We start from the raw sequence: 16,413 nt of genomic DNA, 5'->3' as shown, positions 1-16,413 counted from the left end.
ATGGCGATCTTGGCCGACCGGCTGGATTTCATCGTCGGCTCTGGCGCTGCCGGCAAACTCGACGAAAGCTTCGGCATCCGCACTGTCGGGGACCTGCTGCGGCACTATCCGCGCAGCTACGTCGAAGGCTCCGGGGTGCGCAGCGCTGCCGATAGCCGCCCCGCCGAAGGCGACCACATCACCATCGTCGACACCATCAGTTCGGCGTTGCTCAAAGACATGCAGCGGCGCAACGGAAAGTATCTCGCCGTCACCGTCGGTAGCGGTCGCAACAAGGTCAGTGCGACGTTCTTCAACCCCAAGGGCCTGCGTTGGCGGTTGACCCCCGGCACCCGGGTGATGCTGTCCGGTGAGGTCAAGCTGTTTCGGGGTGCGATCCAACTGACCCATCCGGACTTCCTGGTACTCAAGGAAGCCGACGGTGCGGCCAACGAGCGCAACTTCGGCAGCAGTTCGCTGCGCAACATCGCCGACGCATCGCAGAAGGTCAGCGGGCAGGTCAACCAGGCGGACTTCGAGCGCAGCTGCTACCCGATCTACCCGGCGACCGCGAAACTGCAGAGCTGGGACATCTTCAACTGTGTGCGGCAGGTGCTCGACGTCCTCGATCCGGTTCCGGACCCGCTGCCGGCCGCGGTGCGCACCGAACGGGGTCTGCTCGGCGAAGACGAAGCGCTGCGCGCGATTCACCTGTCGGAGAATGCCGCCGAGCGGGACCGCGCCCGTGCCCGGCTGGCCGTCGATGAGGCGTTCGGCTTGCAGTGGGCGTTGGCGATGCGTCGGAACGGTGAATTGTCCGAATCCGGTTTACCGGCACCGCGCCGTGATAACGGGATGGTCGCAGAACTGTTGCGGCGGTTGCCGTTCGAGCTGACCACCGGACAACGCGAGGTGCTCGGCGTGCTCGAAGGCGAACTGGCCACCAGCCGTCCGATGAATCGGCTGCTACAGGGCGAGGTCGGCTCGGGCAAGACGATCGTCGCCCTGCTGGCGATGCTGCAGCTCGTTGATGCCGGCTATCAGTGCGCCCTGTTGGCGCCCACCGAAGTCCTTGCCGCCCAACACGCCCGATCGATACGGGACATGCTGGGGCCGCTGGCACTCGGCGGTCAGCTGGGCGGGGCCGACAATGCCACCGCGGTGGCGCTGCTCACCGGCTCGATGTCCGCGGCCGCCAAGAAGCAGGCGCGCGCCGAGATCTCCAGTGGCCGGGCCGGCATCGTTGTGGGCACTCACGCCCTGCTGGTCGACGCGGTCGAATTCGACAACCTGGGCATGGTGGTCGTCGACGAACAACATCGATTCGGCGTCGAGCAGCGAGATCGGTTGCGCGCCAAAGCTCCCGACGGCATCACGCCGCACCTGCTGGTGATGACCGCCACTCCGATTCCGCGCACAGTGGCGCTCACCGTATACGGCGATCTGGAGACCTCCACGTTGCGCGAGCTGCCCCGTGGTCGCCAGCCGATCACGAGTTCGGTGATCTTCGTCAAGGAGAAGCCGACCTGGCTGGATCGGGCCTGGGAGCGGATCCGCGAGGAGGTGGCGGCCGGCCGACAGGCCTACGTGGTGGCACCCCGCATCGACGAGACCGACGAGCCAAGCACGACCGGCTCGGACGATGCGGGCGGCAGAACCTCGGCCACCGCGGTCGGGCTGTTCGATCAGTTGCGAGCCGGGCCGCTATCGGGGTTGCGACTGGGCTTGATGCACGGGCGGCTGACCGGGGACGAGAAGGACGCGGTGATGACGGCGTTCCGCACCGGCGGCGTCGATGTGCTGGTCTGCACCACGGTCATCGAGGTCGGTGTCGACGTACCCAATGCCACCGTCATGCTGATCGCCGACGCGGACTGGTTCGGCATCAGCCAATTGCACCAGCTTCGCGGCCGGATCGGCCGCGGCGAGCATGCCAGCCTCTGCCTGCTGGTGACCTCCAGCGGTCCTGGATCCAAGGCGGGACAGCGCCTGAAAGCCGTCGCAGGCACCTTGGATGGATTCGTCTTGGCCGATCTGGATCTGGCCGAACGTGGTGAGGGAGATGTATTGGGCCGCAACCAGTCCGGCTGGCAAGGCGGCCTCAAGCTGCTGTCGCTGGCCGACCACGGCGAAGTGATCGAGGCGGCCCGCACGTACTGCCTGCAGGCCTGGGAAGACAACCCGAATGATCCCGGGTTGGCCACCCTTGCCGCGCCTTTCACCGACATCGCCTACCTGGACAAATCATGACCAGTCGAAAAACCCTGCTGTGGCTGGCCGTGGCGGCCGCGCTGGCCGTGCTGGTGGCCTACCAGACGGTGTCGGCCGTGGGCCATCGCAGTCGTGCACTGGCGGCGCAGGCCGGTATGCCCACGGTGGCGGCCGGCACCGACGTCCTGGCCGGCATCACGGTCGTTCCGGCCCGCACCCACCGCTACGACTACCGCCGTCCGCTGTTCGGCGACGCCTGGGATGACGACAACGATGCGCCGGGCGGTCACAACGGCTGCGACACCCGCAACGACATCCTCAACCGGGACCTGGTGGACATCACGCACGTGTCGACCAAGCGTTGCGCCAACGCGGTGGCCACTGGAACCCTGCACGACCCCTACACCAACGCCGTCGTGGCCTTCACCCGCGGCGCGAAGACCGGCGAATCGGTGCAGGTCGACCACATTGTGCCGCTGGCCTACGCCTGGGACATGGGAGCGTCGGCCTGGCCGTACCGGCAACGGTTGCGCTTCGCCAACGACCCGGCCAACCTTCTTGCGGTCGCCGGGCAGGGCAACCAGGACAAGGGCGATGCGGGTCCCGGGCAGTGGATGCCGCCGAACACGGCGTTCGCGTGCCAGTACGCCATCGCCTACATCGCGGTCCTGCGGGGCTATGCGCTGCGCCTCGACCAGCCGTCAGCCGACGTGCTGCGTGAGTCAGCGGCCACCTGCCCGACCGGGTAGGCGAAGGTTCTGTCGGCGCCGACTGCGCATCTCAGGACGCGGCGACACGCCGCGGCGTCGTCGTGGGAGTCACACTCGGCTGGGGATCAGAGACCGGTATAGGTGAGCGGGTCTTCCCGCACCCGGGTGCCGTCGTTGAGACCGCCCAGGCTCGCCATGTGCTCGTCGGCGAGCTCAAAGCCGAACACGTCCAGGTTGGCCGCGATGCGCTCGGGCTGAGCCGACCGGGGGATCACCACATTGCCCAGTTGCAGGCTCCACCGGATCAGCACCTGTGCCGGGGTCTTGCCGTACTCGCCGGCGATGGCCGTCACGGTCGGGTGCTCGAGCAACCGGCCCACCGCCAGCGGGCTGTAGGCCTCAGTGATGATGCCGCGCTCGGCGTTGGCGGCACGCAGCTCAGCCTGGTTGAGCAGCGGGTGCAGCTCGATCTGATTGACCGACGGCGTCTCGAACGCCAGGTCGATCACGTCGTCGAGGTGATTCGCGGTGAAGTTGCACACCCCGATGGACCGGGCCAGTCCCAGCTCCCGGGTCTGAATGAGTCCACCGAAGCTGTCGACGTACATGCCCAGCGACGGCGCCGGCCAGTGGACCAGGTACAGGTCCACGTAGTCCATTCCGAGCCGTTCCAGGCTGGCCTTGCAGGCTTCGATGGCGGCGGTCAGTCCCTGGTCGGCGTTGGCCAGCTTGGTGGTGACGAACACCTCCTCGCGCGGGATTCCCGACGCGGCGATAGCCCGGCCCACCGCGGCCTCGTTGCCGTACACCTTGGCGGTGTCGATCAACCGACAGCCCAGCTCGAGCGCCGTCGAGACCGCGCGCTCGGTTTCGGCTTCGGACAACTCAGCCACTCCGATGCCCAGAGTCGGCATCGTGCGGTCGTCGTTGAGGGTGACCGAGGGGATCGCAGTGCCCGACGTCATTTCACCTACCTGTGTAATCGAATGTTCGCGGATCGGGTCCCAAGCGGGCGCCGTCGTCGAGCGAGGATATCTCGGCCATCTCCGCCGTGCCGAGTCCGAAGTCGAAGACGTCGAAGTTGCCGACGATGCGCTCTGGGTGCACCGATTTCGGAATCACAATATTACCCAGTTGGATATGCCAGCGGATCAGCACCTGCGCCGGTGTCTTTCCGCAACGCCGCGCCACCTCGGTCACCACCGGATGAGCCAGCAGGGAACCCCGCCCCAGGGGTGCCCAGGCTTCGGTGGCGATCCCGAGGCGGGCATGCGTTGCCCGCAGTTCGGGCTGGCTGAAGCGCGGATGCAGCTCGACCTGGTTGACGACGGGCACGATCCCGGTTCCGTCGATGAGCATCTTGAGGTGCTCGGGCGCGAAGTTGCTCACCCCGATCGAGCGGATCCGGCCCTGGTCGCGCAGGTGGGCCAGCGCCCGGAAGGTCTCGACGAATTTGCCGGCGGACGGCAGCGGCCAGTGGATCAGGTACAGGTCCAGAAAATCCAGGCCGAGGCGCTCCATGCTCGTGTCGAATGCCGACAGCGTGGAGTCATAGCCCTGGTCGGAGTTCCACACCTTGGTCACCACAAACACCTCGTCGCGCGGGAGGCCGGATGCCGCGACGGCGCGGCCGACCTCCCGCTCGTTGCCGTACAGGGCTGCGGTGTCGATATGGCGGTATCCGGCTGCAAGTGCGGTGCGTACCGCCTGCTCGGTTTCGGCGGGCGAAATCTTGTAAACCCCGAAACCGACGCTGGGGATGGAATTACCGTCGTTGAGCGTGACTGAACGCAAGTTATCTTCAGCAGCCATGACACGAAGTCTGCCAGGCAACTCCGGTTCCAGCCGCGGCGTGCGATGGACCGATCAGCTGCAGAGCACGCTGATGACGGCCGGTATGAAGCTGATGCCGATGTTGCCGATCGGCCTCCAGCGGATCATGACCGGCGGGCGCGCGGTCACCATCGACGGTAAGACCTTGGACCCCACCCTGCGGCTGACCCTGGCCGCACAGCGCGCGATGGGCATCAACGGGTTAGTTGTCGGCGACGACGCGGTCGCCTCCCGCGCCCAGCTGCGCGAAACGGCCACCGGACTGGGCGGCGGTGATATCCACGTCGACGTTCGCGACATCGTGCTGCCCGGCCCGGCCGGCGACATCGCCGCTCGGCACTACCGCCCCGTCGGTGGGGGCGACAAGCCGCTGCTGGTCTTCTACCACGGCGGCGGATTCGTGATCGGCGACCTGGACAGCCACGACGCGATCTGCCGCCTGACCTGCCGAGACGGTGACATCGCGGTGCTGTCGGTCGACTACCGGCTGGCGCCTGAGCACCCCGCACCGGCCGCACTCGACGATGCCCTCGCGGCGTTCCGCTGGGCTCATGACCACGCCGCGGAGCTGGGTGGGATCGCCGGGCGGGTCGCAGTCGGTGGTGACAGCGCCGGTGGCAACCTGGCCGCCGCGGTCGCGCTGCGGGCACGCGATGAAGGGGGACCAGCACCCGTTCTGCAGTGGCTGATCTATCCGGTCACCGACTGCACCGCCCAGACCCGTTCGCGCACCCTCTACGGCGACGGCTTTCTGCTGACCAAACACGACATCGACTGGTTCACCGACCAATACGTGGGCCGCTCACAGCTGGCTCCGACCGACCCGCTGGTATCGCCGCTGCTGGCCGGCGACCTGTCCGGATTACCTCCGGCGCTGGTGGCCGTCGCCGGATTCGACCCGCTGCACGACGAAGGCGAAGCCTTCGCGGCGGCACTGCGCGAGGCCGGCGTTGTGGTGGACCTGCGGCAGATGCCGTCGTTGACGCATGCCTTCATCAACCTGTTTCCGCTGGGGGGCGGCAGCGCCACCGCGACCAGTGAGTTGATCTCGGCGCTGCGCGCGCACCTCAGCCGCGGCTGAGGTCCGGGGCTCACGCCGGTACGCTGAACCGTAAACCGACCACCGAACACGAGGACCGACCGACTGTGGCCAGCAAACCCAAACGCCCCGCCGCCTCCGGCTTGAGGGCCGGCGACCAGAAGCGCAACCTCGCAATGCAGATCGGGCTCGTCGCCATCGTGGTGGTCTTCGCGGTGGGACTGATCGGCTACATCGTGATGTCCAACGGGCACAAAAAGGGCGTCGGCGCCGGTGAGGCGATCCGGGTCACCTCGAGCAAGCTGATCACCAAGGACGGGACCGACGAGCCCAAGGCTGTGCTGACGTTCTACGAGGACTTCCTCTGCCCGGCCTGCGGCAACCTCGAGCGAGCCTTCGGCCCGACGGTGTCCCGGCTGATCGACAGCGGGGCGATCGCCGCCGACTACCACATGGTCGCGATCCTGGATCGGCCGCAGAACGACAACTACTCCTCGCGCGCCGGAGCCGCCGCCTACTGCGTCGCTGACGAGAACAACGATGCCTTCCGCCGATTCCACACCGCGCTCTACACCGAGCAGCTGCAGCCGTCGGAGATCGGCACGGAGTTCCCCGACGACAAGCGCCTGATCGAGTTGGCCCGCCAAGCCGGCGCTGCCGGCAGTGTTCCGGCGTGCATCAACAGCGGCAAGTACCTCAAGATGGTCGGCGGTATGGCCGCCGCTGGGGGCATTCACGCCACTCCCACGTTGCGCATCAACGGCGAGGACTACCGCCCCTCCACTCCGGAAGCCCTGGTCTCCAAGATCCGCGAGATCGTCGGTGACGTGCCCGGTATGGCCGTACCGGCTCAGGAGTCGTGACCATCACGGCTCCGGCGGTCGAATCGCCCGCCCAGGCGGTGCCGGTCGCGGCATCCCGGGCCTGGGCGGTGCTGATCGGCGGGGTCATCGGACTGCTCGCCTCGGTCACCCTGACCGTCGAGAAGATCAAGCTGCTCACGGACTCCGGCTACGTACCGTCGTGCAACCTCAACCCGGTGCTGTCCTGCGGATCGGTGATGGTCACCCCGCAGGCGTCGGTGCTGGGCTTCCCCAACCCCCTGATGGGGATCGTCGCCTTCACCGTGGTGGTTGTCACCGGCGTCCTGGCTGTCGCGAAAGTGCCATTGCCGCAGTGGTATTGGACCGGGTTGACGCTCGGGACGCTGGCCGGCGCCGGCTTCGTGCACTGGCTGATCTTCCAGAGCCTGTACCGGATCGGGGCGCTGTGCCCGTATTGCATGGTGGTGTGGGCGGTCACGCTGTGCCTGCTAGTGATATTCGCAGCCCTAGCATCTGAGCAGGGTGGTATACGCAAAACTTTGCAGCATTTGCACCGATGGCGTTGGACCATCGCTGCGTTATGGTTTATCGCGTTATTTCTGCTGATATTTATTCGGTTTCAGGATTACTGGATAACGCTGCTGTAGGGGTGGATGTGATCTCCAAAGTGCTGGTGGCCAACCGCGGGGAGATCGCTGTCCGCGCGTTCCGGGCCGCTGTGGAACTCGGGGTCGGCACAGTGGCGGTCTACCCGTACGAGGATCGCAACTCGCTGCACCGGCTCAAGGCGGACGAGTCCTACCAGATCGGCGAAGAGGGCCATCCGGTACGCGCGTACCTGTCAGTCGACGAGATCGTCGGCACCGCAGTGCGATGCGGAGCCGACGCCGTTTACCCCGGCTACGGTTTTCTTTCGGAGAATCCTCAACTGGCGCAGGCCTGTGCGGCTGCGGGCATCACCTTCGTCGGTCCCAGCGCGGCGGTGCTGGCCCTGGCCGGCAACAAGTCTCGCGCGGTGGCGGCCGCGCGGGAGGCGGGCCTGCCTGTGCTGGCGTCATCGGCCCCGTCGTCCTCGGTGGAGGAACTGCTCGCCGCAGCCCAGGACATGACGTTCCCGCTGTTCGTCAAGGCGGTCGCCGGTGGCGGTGGGCGCGGGATGCGCCGGGTCGCCGACATCGACGGGCTGGCCGACGCGGTGGAAGCGGCCAGCCGGGAAGCGGATTCGGCGTTCGGCGATCCACACGTCTACCTCGAGCAGGCGGTACTCAACCCGCGCCACATCGAGGTGCAGATCCTGGCCGATAACCACGGCAACGTGATTCACCTCTACGAGCGTGACTGCAGTGTGCAGCGCCGGCATCAGAAAGTCGTCGAGTTGGCGCCGGCACCGAATCTCGATCCGGCTCTGCGCGAGAAGATCTGTGCGGACGCCGTGGCATTCGCGAGCCATATCGGCTACACCTGCGCGGGCACCGTGGAGTTTCTGGTCGACGAGCGCGGCCACCACGTGTTCATCGAGATGAATCCGCGCATCCAGGTGGAGCACACCGTCACCGAGGAGATCACCGACGTCGACCTGGTGTCGTCGCAGCTGCGGATCGCCGCCGGTGAGTGGCTGGCGGACCTGGGCCTCTCGCAGGATTCGATCACGCTGCGCGGCGCTGCGCTGCAATGCCGGATCACCACCGAGGACCCGGCCAACGGATTCCGGCCCGACACCGGACGGATCAGCGCTTACCGCAGCCCTGGCGGGGCGGGGATCCGGCTGGATGGCGGCACGAACCTGGGCGCGGAGATCAGCGCCCACTTCGACTCGATGCTGGTCAAGCTGACCTGTCGCGGCAAGGATTTCCCCACCGCGGTGAAGCGGGCGCGCCGGGCGATCGCGGAATTCCGGATCCGTGGGGTCGCCACCAACATCCCGTTCCTGCAGGCCGTGCTCGATGACCCGGACTTCTCCGCCGGGCGCATCACGACCTCGTTCATCGACGAGCGCCCGCAGCTGCTGACCGCGCGTTCGTCGGCCGACCGCGGCACCAAGATCTTGAATTACCTGGCGGATGTCACCGTCAACAGTCCGCACGGCACCCGGCGGTCGGCGGTGTACCCGCGAGACAAGCTGCCCGAGCTGGACCTGTCGGCGCCGCCGCCGGCGGGTTCCAAGCAACGGCTGGTCGAGCTGGGGCCAGAAGGGTTTGCCCGCTGGCTGCGGGAATCGCGCGCCGTGGGGGTCACCGACACCACCTTCCGGGACGCCCACCAGTCGCTGTTGGCCACCCGGGTGCGCACCAGCGGGTTGGTCAGGGTGGCGCCGTACGTGGCCCACACCATGTCGCAACTGCTGTCGGTCGAATGCTGGGGCGGCGCGACTTACGATGTGGCGCTGCGGTTTCTGAAGGAAGACCCCTGGGAGCGACTGGCCGCGCTGCGCGAGACGCTGCCCAACATCTGCTTGCAGATGCTGCTGCGCGGGCGCAACACAGTCGGGTATACCCCGTATCCGGAGTTGGTGACCTCGGCGTTCGTCCAGGAGGCCACCGAGACCGGTATTGACATTTTTCGGATCTTCGATGCGCTCAACAACGTGGACTCGATGCTTCCGGCCATTGATGCGGTGCGCGAAACCGGCAGTGCGGTAGCCGAAGTCGCCATGTGCTACACCGGCGATCTGAGCAGTCCGAGCGAAACGCTCTACACGCTGGATTACTACCTGCGGCTCGCCGAGCAGGTCGTGAACGCCGGTGCCCATGTGCTGGCGATCAAGGACATGGCGGGGCTGCTGCGCCCTGCCGCGGCAACGACGTTGGTGAGCGCACTGCGCAGTCGCTTCGACCTGCCCATCCATGTCCACACGCACGACACCGCGGGTGGTCAGCTGGCCAGCTATGTCGCTGCCTGGCAGGCCGGGGCGGACGCCGTCGACGGCGCGGCAGCGCCCATGGCGGGCACCACCAGTCAACCGGCGCTCAGCTCGATCATCGCCGCGGCGGCCCAGACCGACTACGACACCGGGATCTCGCTGGACGCGGTGGGCGACCTGGAGCCGTACTGGGAGGCACTGCGAAAGGTTTACGCGCCGTTCGAATCCGGGCTGGCAGCGCCGACAGGGCGGGTATACCGCCACGAGATTCCCGGTGGCCAGCTGTCCAACCTGCACCAGCAGGCCAAGGCGCTGGGGTTGGCGGACCGGTTCGAGGACGTGGAGAACAACTATGCCGCCGCCGATGCCGTACTCGGTCGGCTGATCAAGGTGACTCCGAGCTCGAAGGTGGTCGGCGATCTCGCGCTGGCCCTGGTCGGTGCCGGCGTGAGCGCCGACGAGTTCGCCGCCGACCCGTCCCGAGTCGACATACCGGACTCGGTGATCGGCTTCCTGCGCGGTGAGCTGGGCGACCCGGCGGGTGGCTGGCCGGAGCCGTTGCGGACCAAGGCGCTGGAGGGTCGCGGCCCGGCACGGGAGATGCAGCAGCTCTCGGCCGATGACGAGGCGGTGTTGGCAAAATCTGGACCGCAACGCCAGGCTCGCCTTAACCACCTGCTGTTCCCTGGCCCCACAAAGGAATTCGAGTCGCATCGGGAACTCTATGGCGACATCTCGCGGTTGTCGGCCAACCAGTTCTTCTACGGGCTGCGTCAGGGCGAGGAGCATCGGGTCAAGCTGGAGCGCGGGGTGGAGCTGCTGATCGGGCTCGAGGCCATCTCCGAGCCGGACGAACGCGGCATGCGGACCGTGATGTGCATCATCAACGGTCAGCTGCGGCCGGTCGAAGTGCGTGACCGCAGCATCGCCAGCGAAGTACCGGTCGCCGAAAAGGCCGACAGAACCAAACCGGGCCATGTCGCGGCACCGTTTGCCGGTGTGGTCACCATCGGAGTCGCCGAGGGAGAGCAGGTCACCGCCGGACAGACCCTGGCCACCATCGAGGCGATGAAGATGGAGGCGGCCATCACCGCGCCGGCCGACGGCACCGTCGCGCGGGTGGCTGTTGCCGAGACCGCACAGGTCGAAGGCGGAGACCTGCTGGTGGTGCTGAGCTGACTCGCATCGTCGGGGGCGCAGCCGGGGGGCGACGCCTCGCCGTGCCGCCGCGCCGCACCCGGCCAACCACAGATCGGGTGCGCGAGGCGCTGTTCAATGTGCTCGATTCCCGAATGGACCTGACCGGAATGTCGGTGTTGGACCTGTATGCGGGGTCGGGGGCGCTCGGCTTGGAAGCGTTGTCTCGCGGCGCCGCGTCGGCACTGTTCGTCGAATCGGACCGTCGCGCCGCAGAGGTGCTGGCCGCCAATATCGCCGCGTTGGGGCTGGCCGGTGCCGTATTGCGCCGCGGCACGGTGGCCGCAGTGCTGGCCGGGGGAACCGAAACTCCAGTGGATCTGGTGCTGGCCGATCCACCCTACGAGGTCGATGCCGCCGCGATCGACGCGCTGCCGGGATTGTTGACCGCCGGGGGTTGGGCGGGCCCGGGCACCGTCGTGGTGATCGAACGGGCCACCTCCAGTCCGGCGGTGGGGTGGCCGCAGGGCTGGGAAGCCTGGCCCTCGCGCCGGTACGGCGACACCCGCCTGGAGCTGGCCGAGCTCGAGTAGCGGCGAGGCCGCGCGCAGTGGGTCACCGCTATCAGTTCAGCCTGCTGCTAGCGTCGAGCACTATGAGTGGTGCGGTATGCCCCGGTTCCTTCGACCCGGTGACGCTGGGACATGTCGACATCCTGGAGCGCGCGGCCGCTCAGTTCGATGAGGTGGTGGCCGCCGTACTGGTCAACCCGTCTAAAAAGGGCATGTTCACTCTCGACGAGCGCCTTGAGATGATCGCCGAAGCCACCGCGCATCTGCCCAACGTGCGCGCGGAGTCGGGCCAGGGCTTGGTGGTCGACTTCGTCCGGGAGCGGGGGCTCACCGCGATCATCAAGGGCCTGCGCACCGGCACCGACTTCGAGTACGAGCTGCAGATGGCTCAGATGAACAAGCACATCGCCGGTGTCGACACGTTTTTCGTGGCGACCACACCGCGGTATTCGTTCGTATCGTCTTCGTTGGCAAAGGAAGTTGCGGCGATGGGCGGCGATGTCTCCGACCTGTTGCCCGAGCCGGTGAACCGCAGGCTGGCTGCCAAGCTGGCCGGTCGCTGAGCAGGCTGCGGTCTACCGCGGCTGCCAACCCAAGCGCTGATCGGTCGTCTTGCGCATCCGGGCGAAGCCACTCCCGCAGCCCAATACCCGTAGCGCCGCTTCGGCTATGGTCCACGGATAATCCGGCGGGCAGGAGCCGTCGTCGGAGCGCCGGTTGATCACCGTCTCCACCAACCGGAACGGCACATCGTCGGCGCTCGCGGGACCGTCATGGTCGGCGATCACCGCGCGCGACAGCTCTCGATAGTGGCTGCGTAACTCGCCACGGCGCCGGCGGAAGCGGGCGAAGCGCTCGAGACGAAGTTCTGGAAGCAGATACAGCGTGCCCAGATTCCAGGTACCGCCGCACAATTGCGCGGTATCGGCGACGACGAGCGCGTGCAGCCGGGGAGCGCTCGGTCCTGCCTCAGCCAGCAGCTCGGCGGCCAGCTGTACGGAGGTTTCGACGGTGTCGGCCAGTAGGGCGTCGAGGATGTCGTCCTTGGCGGCGAAGTGGTGATACAGCGAGGCCTGCCGAATGCCGACGTTCTCGGCGATGCGCCGGGTCGAGGTGGCGGCGTAGCCGACGGTGGTGAACAGCTCCGCCGCGGCGTCGAGGATCTCATCGCGCGCGCTGCTGCCCGGCCTGCTGGACGCCACCAGCCGGGGACGTCCTCGTCGATCGCTCTGCACGCCTTACTGCCTATCACGCGCCGCGGCCTGGGCTCGCTAAAAACTATCAAATGATAGGAAATGTGTTAGCTTCCTGGTCATGGACAACCCGCGCACCGATTCCACCGACGGCGCACGCCGGCATGCGCGCGCTCAGGCGCAGCACGCGTCGATGCACATCCCGGCGGCCCCGGAAGGCGTCGACGCGGCGTCGATGATCTGGGCCGAGTCCATCCCGGCCAACGGCTACGCCACCAAGGTGCTGGCTCGCGGCACCCGGGTTCGGATGACCGACGTCGAGGGTGGCGCCTGCGCGAATCTGCTGCTGTACCGCGCTGAGGCACCCTGGGAACGGCTCAATGTCGCCGACACCATGAAGGTGCCGTGGCAGGCCTACCTCGGAGTCGGTCATCCGCTGTTGTCCGATCAGGGGCGCGTGCTGGCCACCGTCGTCGCCGACTCCTCGGGGCACCACGACCTGCTCTGCGGTCCGGACGCCACCGGGCGGCAACTGCTGCTGCTGGGCGCGATCAAGCACGGCCTGGGCAGTCGCGACGTGGCACCGTCGGTGTCGCTGTTCCGCGGAGTCCGTGTCGACCCCGTCAGCGGGGCACTGGAATTCACCGGATCCGCGGGACCCGGCGCGGCGGTCGACCTGCTGATCCACCTTCCGGTGGTGCTGGTGGTCGCCAATGCCGCGCACCCGCTGGACCCCGACCCGCCTGCAACGGCATTGGACGTCCTTGGCTGGCGGGCCGGCGAACAGCTGGCCGAACTGACCAATCGGGATCCGGAATACCTTCGCGCGGTGCAGAACACGGAGGCGGCCTGGGTCGCCGCATCGGGGGAGTGCTCATGACGAATCCATCGCACGTCATCTCCGACGCGGTGGTGGCGGCACGGTCGCCTTGGTCGGCGGTGGTGCGTGCCGGCGATCTGCTGCAGATCATCGATCTGCACGGCAACCAGGCGGTGGACTGCCTGCTCTACGACGCCGCCGATCACGCTCGCCGATACAGCGCCCAGGCCACGGTGCTCGCCCAGCGCAACATCTTCTTGAGCACCGGCTCGGTGCTGCGCAGCGCCGATGGCGCCGCCCTGATGACCGTCATCGCCGACGACGTCGGCAACCACGACACCATTGCCGGGGCCTGCTCGCAGGAATCCAACACGCTGCGCTACGGGCACCACACGGCCCACCAGCACGCCTGCGTGGAGAACTTCCTCGCCGAGGGGGCCCGGTGGGGTCTGGACAAACGCGACATCGTCTCCAACATCAACTGGTTCATGAACGTGCCCGTGGAAGCCGACGGCACGCTGGGTATCGTCGACGGCCTCTCGGCCCCGGGCAAGAGTCTGACTCTGCGCGCGGAGACCGACACTCTGGTCCTGGTGTCGAACTGCCCGCAGATCAACAACCCGTGCAACGGCTTCGACCCAACGCCGGTGCGGATGGTGATCAGCCGACCATGATCGGCATCGAGGTGATCTCCCCGGGCATGTTCACCACGGTGCAGGACTGGCCCGGTCGCGTCGGCTACTGGCATGTCGGGGTGCCGCCGTCCGGTCCGATGGACGACCTGTCGTTTCGGATCGGCAACCAGGTTTTGGGCAACCCCGAAGGTGCGGCCGGTTTGGAATGCACCAAAGCCGGCCCTGCGCTGCGTTTTTCGAACCCGGCCTGGGTGTGCGTCACCGGTGCCGCGGTGCCGGTCAGGCTGGACGGTGTCCTGGTTCCGCCTTGGCAGTCACTTCGGATACCCGCTGGTGGCCTGCTTGAGATCGGGGTTATTCCCGGGCCTGGGATGCGCTGCTACGTCTTGGTCGAGGGCGGCATCACCGCGCCGGAATTCCTCGGCAGCGCAGCGACCTTCACCCAAGGTGTGTTCGGCGGCCACCACGGCCGGGCGCTGCGTGAATCGGATCGCCTCAGCGCCGTCGGCCGAGGCGGTGCCCCACCGAAACTCACCCGTGCGCCCAGTCAGATGCAGCCCAGCATCGGGCGGCACTGGCAACTCGCGGTGACCGAAGGACCGCACGCCGCGCCGGAGTTCATGACCCGCGCCGACATGGCCACTCTGACCACCACCGACTACACCGTGCACTTCAACTCCGACCGCACCGGCGTGCGGCTTGTCGGGCCGAAGCCACGGTGGGCCCGTACCGACGGCGGGGACGCCGGACTGCACCCGTCCAACATTCATGACACCGCCTACAGCATCGGGGCATTGGACTTCACCGGTGATACCCCGATCCTGCTCGGCCCCGACGGGCCCAGCCTGGGCGGGTTCGTCTGTCCGGTGACGGTGGTAGGCGGCGACCGATGGAAACTCGGCCAGCTCTCGCCCGGCGATACCGTGCGACTGGTGCCGATCCGTGCCGACCATGCCCCACCGACTGCAGCGCTGGGTGTGCAGCGGCGTGCGGCACTGCCGGTCGTGGTCTCCCGCTCCGGCGACGGCGACGACGGAGTGCTGCAGCGCTACACCGGGCGCGACGGCACGGCGGTTACGTTACGCCGCGCCGGCGACAGTGGAGTTCTGCTGGAATACGGGCCGATGACCCTGGATTTGGCGTTGCGGGCGCGGGTACAGGTGCTCTACGAGCAGCTCCGCCAACGGGGGCTGCCAGGGCTGGCCGAACTGACGCCCGGGGTGCGATCACTGCAGATCCAATTCGACCTAGAGCGGTTCTCGTGCGCCGAGGTGATCGACGAGGTCGCCGCCATCGACGATGCGCTGCCGCCCTGCGAGGAACTGGTGGTGCCGAGCCGCTCGGTGCGACTGCCGCTCAGTTGGGACGACCCCGCGACCCACGAGGCCATTCGCCGCTACATGTACGGCGTTCGGCCCGACGCGCCGTGGTGCCCGTCCAACATCGAGTTCATCCGGCGTATCAACGGTCTCGATGACCTCGCGCAGGTGCACGACATCGTGTTCGACGCGCAGTATCTGGTGCTGGGTCTGGGCGACATCTACCTCGGAGCGCCGGTGGCTACCCCGCTGGATCCCAGACACCGGCTGGTGACCACCAAGTACAACCCCGCCCGCACCTGGACCCCGGAGAACGCCGTCGGGATCGGCGGCGCCTACCTGTGTATCTACGGTATCGAGGGGCCCGGCGGTTACCAGTTCGTCGGACGCACCACCCAGGTGTGGAACCACCGGCACGCCACGGCAGGGCTGTTCGATCCCGAAACCCCTTGGCTGCTGCGCTACTTCGACCGCATCAGCTTCTACCCGGTGCGGGCCGAGGAGCTGCTGGAGTTGCGCGCCGACATGGCGGCCGGGCGTGGCCGGGTAGAGATCGCCGACGGTGAGTTCGCACTGGCGGACTACCGCCGATTTCTGGCCGACAACACCGAGAGCATCGCCGGATTCCGCGACCAACAGGTAGCCGCGTTCAACGCGGAGCGCAATGCGTGGCACGACGCCGGCGAAATCGCCCGTGCTTAGACCAATTTGAGCGAGTCGTCGCGGCGCAACACGAAGAAGTAGGGCCGCGGCGAGCCCCGCAGGTCCATCGCGCCGATCACCGCGTCATCAGAGAGCCGGCGGAATACATCGTTGACCGGTGCTTGGTCGTAGAGCATCGTGGCGCTGTCGACTCCGCGGAACCGGGTGGTGCGGAGCCGAGCCCGGGGCGAACGGGTCCGCAGCAGCGGCTGCAACGCGTTGATCTGACCGAGGAATGAGCGGTTCTTCAGGGCCGGCAGCTTCGTGGCGAGTCCCAGAACGCTGAACGCCAGCACCGGGTTGAACGCCCACAGTGCGGCCCCGTCGCGGGTGGGGAACAACAGCGGATGGACCGTCTCGGCATCGATGAACTGCTTGCCCCACCAACCGGTGGCCGCCAGCAGCCCATCCAGCGGGTGGCCGGTCGTCAGCTCGGACCCATGCCAGGTGCCGACCATGAAATCGGGGTCGACGGCCTCGGCGGCGTCGAAGATCTCGCAGGCCTCGGCAGTGGACGTCGGTACGTGCGAAAACAAGTCCTGGACAGCCATGCCCAACACCGTACTTGACAGATGTCAA

Annotated in this window: 15 protein-coding genes; 11 read left to right on the top strand and 4 right to left on the bottom strand. The window is 67.3% G+C overall.

Annotated features, from left to right (window positions below; all coding sequences use genetic code 11):
* The gene (recG, locus tag N416_RS0116810; RefSeq protein WP_024443270.1) at positions 1–2,229 is read left to right on the top strand and encodes an ATP-dependent DNA helicase RecG; all 2,229 of its coding nucleotides are present in this window, start codon (positions 1–3) and stop codon (positions 2,227–2,229) included.
* On the top strand, positions 2,226–2,939 hold the full coding sequence (locus N416_RS0116805) for an HNH endonuclease family protein (protein ID WP_024443269.1): 714 nt from the start codon (positions 2,226–2,228) through the stop codon (positions 2,937–2,939). The genes recG and N416_RS0116805 overlap by 4 nt, the downstream gene beginning before the upstream one ends.
* Positions 2,940–3,025: 86 nt before the next feature.
* On the opposite strand, the gene N416_RS0116800 is transcribed toward N416_RS0116805, so the two are convergent.
* Positions 3,026–3,865 (bottom strand): aldo/keto reductase, encoded by an 840-nt coding sequence (locus tag N416_RS0116800; protein ID WP_036458294.1) that lies wholly within the window; start codon positions 3,863–3,865, stop codon positions 3,026–3,028.
* A 1-nt stretch (position 3,866) separates the two neighbouring features.
* The gene (locus N416_RS0116795) at positions 3,867–4,712 is read right to left on the bottom strand and encodes an aldo/keto reductase (protein WP_196805148.1); all 846 of its coding nucleotides are present in this window, start codon (positions 4,710–4,712) and stop codon (positions 3,867–3,869) included.
* Between N416_RS0116795 and N416_RS0116790 the strand changes: the two genes are divergently transcribed.
* The 6 genes from N416_RS0116790 to coaD all read left to right on the top strand — a co-directional run bounded on the left by N416_RS0116790 (position 4,711) and on the right by coaD (position 11,728).
* The gene (locus N416_RS0116790) at positions 4,711–5,814 is read left to right on the top strand and encodes an alpha/beta hydrolase (RefSeq protein WP_024443266.1); all 1,104 of its coding nucleotides are present in this window, start codon (positions 4,711–4,713) and stop codon (positions 5,812–5,814) included. The genes N416_RS0116795 and N416_RS0116790 overlap by 2 nt on opposite strands.
* Positions 5,815–5,879: 65 nt before the next feature.
* A complete protein-coding gene (locus N416_RS0116785) occupies positions 5,880–6,635 on the top strand; it encodes a DsbA family protein (RefSeq protein ID WP_024443265.1) in 756 nt (251 codons plus the stop codon).
* Positions 6,632–7,243, top strand: a complete 612-nt coding sequence (locus N416_RS0116780) for a vitamin K epoxide reductase family protein (protein ID WP_024443264.1) — start codon at positions 6,632–6,634, stop codon at positions 7,241–7,243. Before N416_RS0116785 ends, N416_RS0116780 begins: the two co-directional genes overlap by 4 nt.
* Positions 7,244–7,251: 8 nt before the next feature.
* On the top strand, positions 7,252–10,635 hold the full coding sequence (locus N416_RS0116775; protein WP_024443263.1) for a pyruvate carboxylase: 3,384 nt from the start codon (positions 7,252–7,254) through the stop codon (positions 10,633–10,635).
* Positions 10,632–11,186, top strand: coding sequence for a 16S rRNA (guanine(966)-N(2))-methyltransferase RsmD (gene rsmD, locus N416_RS0116770; RefSeq protein WP_024443262.1), 555 nt, complete (start codon positions 10,632–10,634; stop codon positions 11,184–11,186). The genes N416_RS0116775 and rsmD overlap by 4 nt, the downstream gene beginning before the upstream one ends.
* 62 nt (positions 11,187–11,248) lie before the next feature.
* Positions 11,249–11,728 (top strand): pantetheine-phosphate adenylyltransferase, encoded by a 480-nt coding sequence (gene coaD / locus N416_RS0116765; RefSeq protein ID WP_024443261.1) that lies wholly within the window; start codon positions 11,249–11,251, stop codon positions 11,726–11,728.
* 12 nt (positions 11,729–11,740) lie between these two features.
* On the opposite strand, the gene N416_RS0116760 is transcribed toward coaD, so the two are convergent.
* On the bottom strand, positions 11,741–12,367 hold the full coding sequence (locus N416_RS0116760) for a TetR/AcrR family transcriptional regulator (protein WP_275451596.1): 627 nt from the start codon (positions 12,365–12,367) through the stop codon (positions 11,741–11,743).
* Positions 12,368–12,479: 112 nt separating this feature from the next.
* Between N416_RS0116760 and N416_RS0116755 the strand changes: the two genes are divergently transcribed.
* From N416_RS0116755 to N416_RS0116745, 3 genes are read left to right on the top strand one after another with little or no spacing between them, the layout of a single operon-like run.
* Complete coding sequence (locus N416_RS0116755) at positions 12,480–13,238, top strand: DUF1989 domain-containing protein (protein WP_024443259.1); 759 nt, start codon at positions 12,480–12,482, stop codon at positions 13,236–13,238.
* The gene (locus N416_RS0116750) at positions 13,235–13,852 is read left to right on the top strand and encodes an urea amidolyase associated protein UAAP2 (protein ID WP_024443258.1); all 618 of its coding nucleotides are present in this window, start codon (positions 13,235–13,237) and stop codon (positions 13,850–13,852) included. Before N416_RS0116755 ends, N416_RS0116750 begins: the two co-directional genes overlap by 4 nt.
* The gene (locus N416_RS0116745) at positions 13,849–15,834 is read left to right on the top strand and encodes a 5-oxoprolinase/urea amidolyase family protein (protein ID WP_024443257.1); all 1,986 of its coding nucleotides are present in this window, start codon (positions 13,849–13,851) and stop codon (positions 15,832–15,834) included. The genes N416_RS0116750 and N416_RS0116745 overlap by 4 nt, the downstream gene beginning before the upstream one ends.
* Here the strand turns inward: N416_RS0116745 and N416_RS0116740 are convergent.
* Positions 15,831–16,385 carry a DUF4334 domain-containing protein gene (locus N416_RS0116740; protein ID WP_024443256.1) on the bottom strand — a complete coding sequence of 185 codons (555 nt, stop codon included), beginning with the start codon at positions 16,383–16,385 and terminating at the stop codon, positions 15,831–15,833. The genes N416_RS0116745 and N416_RS0116740 overlap by 4 nt on opposite strands.
* Positions 16,386–16,413: the final 28 nt, after the last annotated feature.

The sequence above is a fragment of the Mycobacterium sp. UM_WGJ genome (assembly GCF_000455125.1).
In the GTDB taxonomy this organism is placed as follows: Bacteria; Actinomycetota; Actinomycetes; order Mycobacteriales; family Mycobacteriaceae; genus Mycobacterium.
Note: the sequence above shows the minus strand (reverse complement) of the source record. Positions and strands in the feature narration are given on the sequence as shown.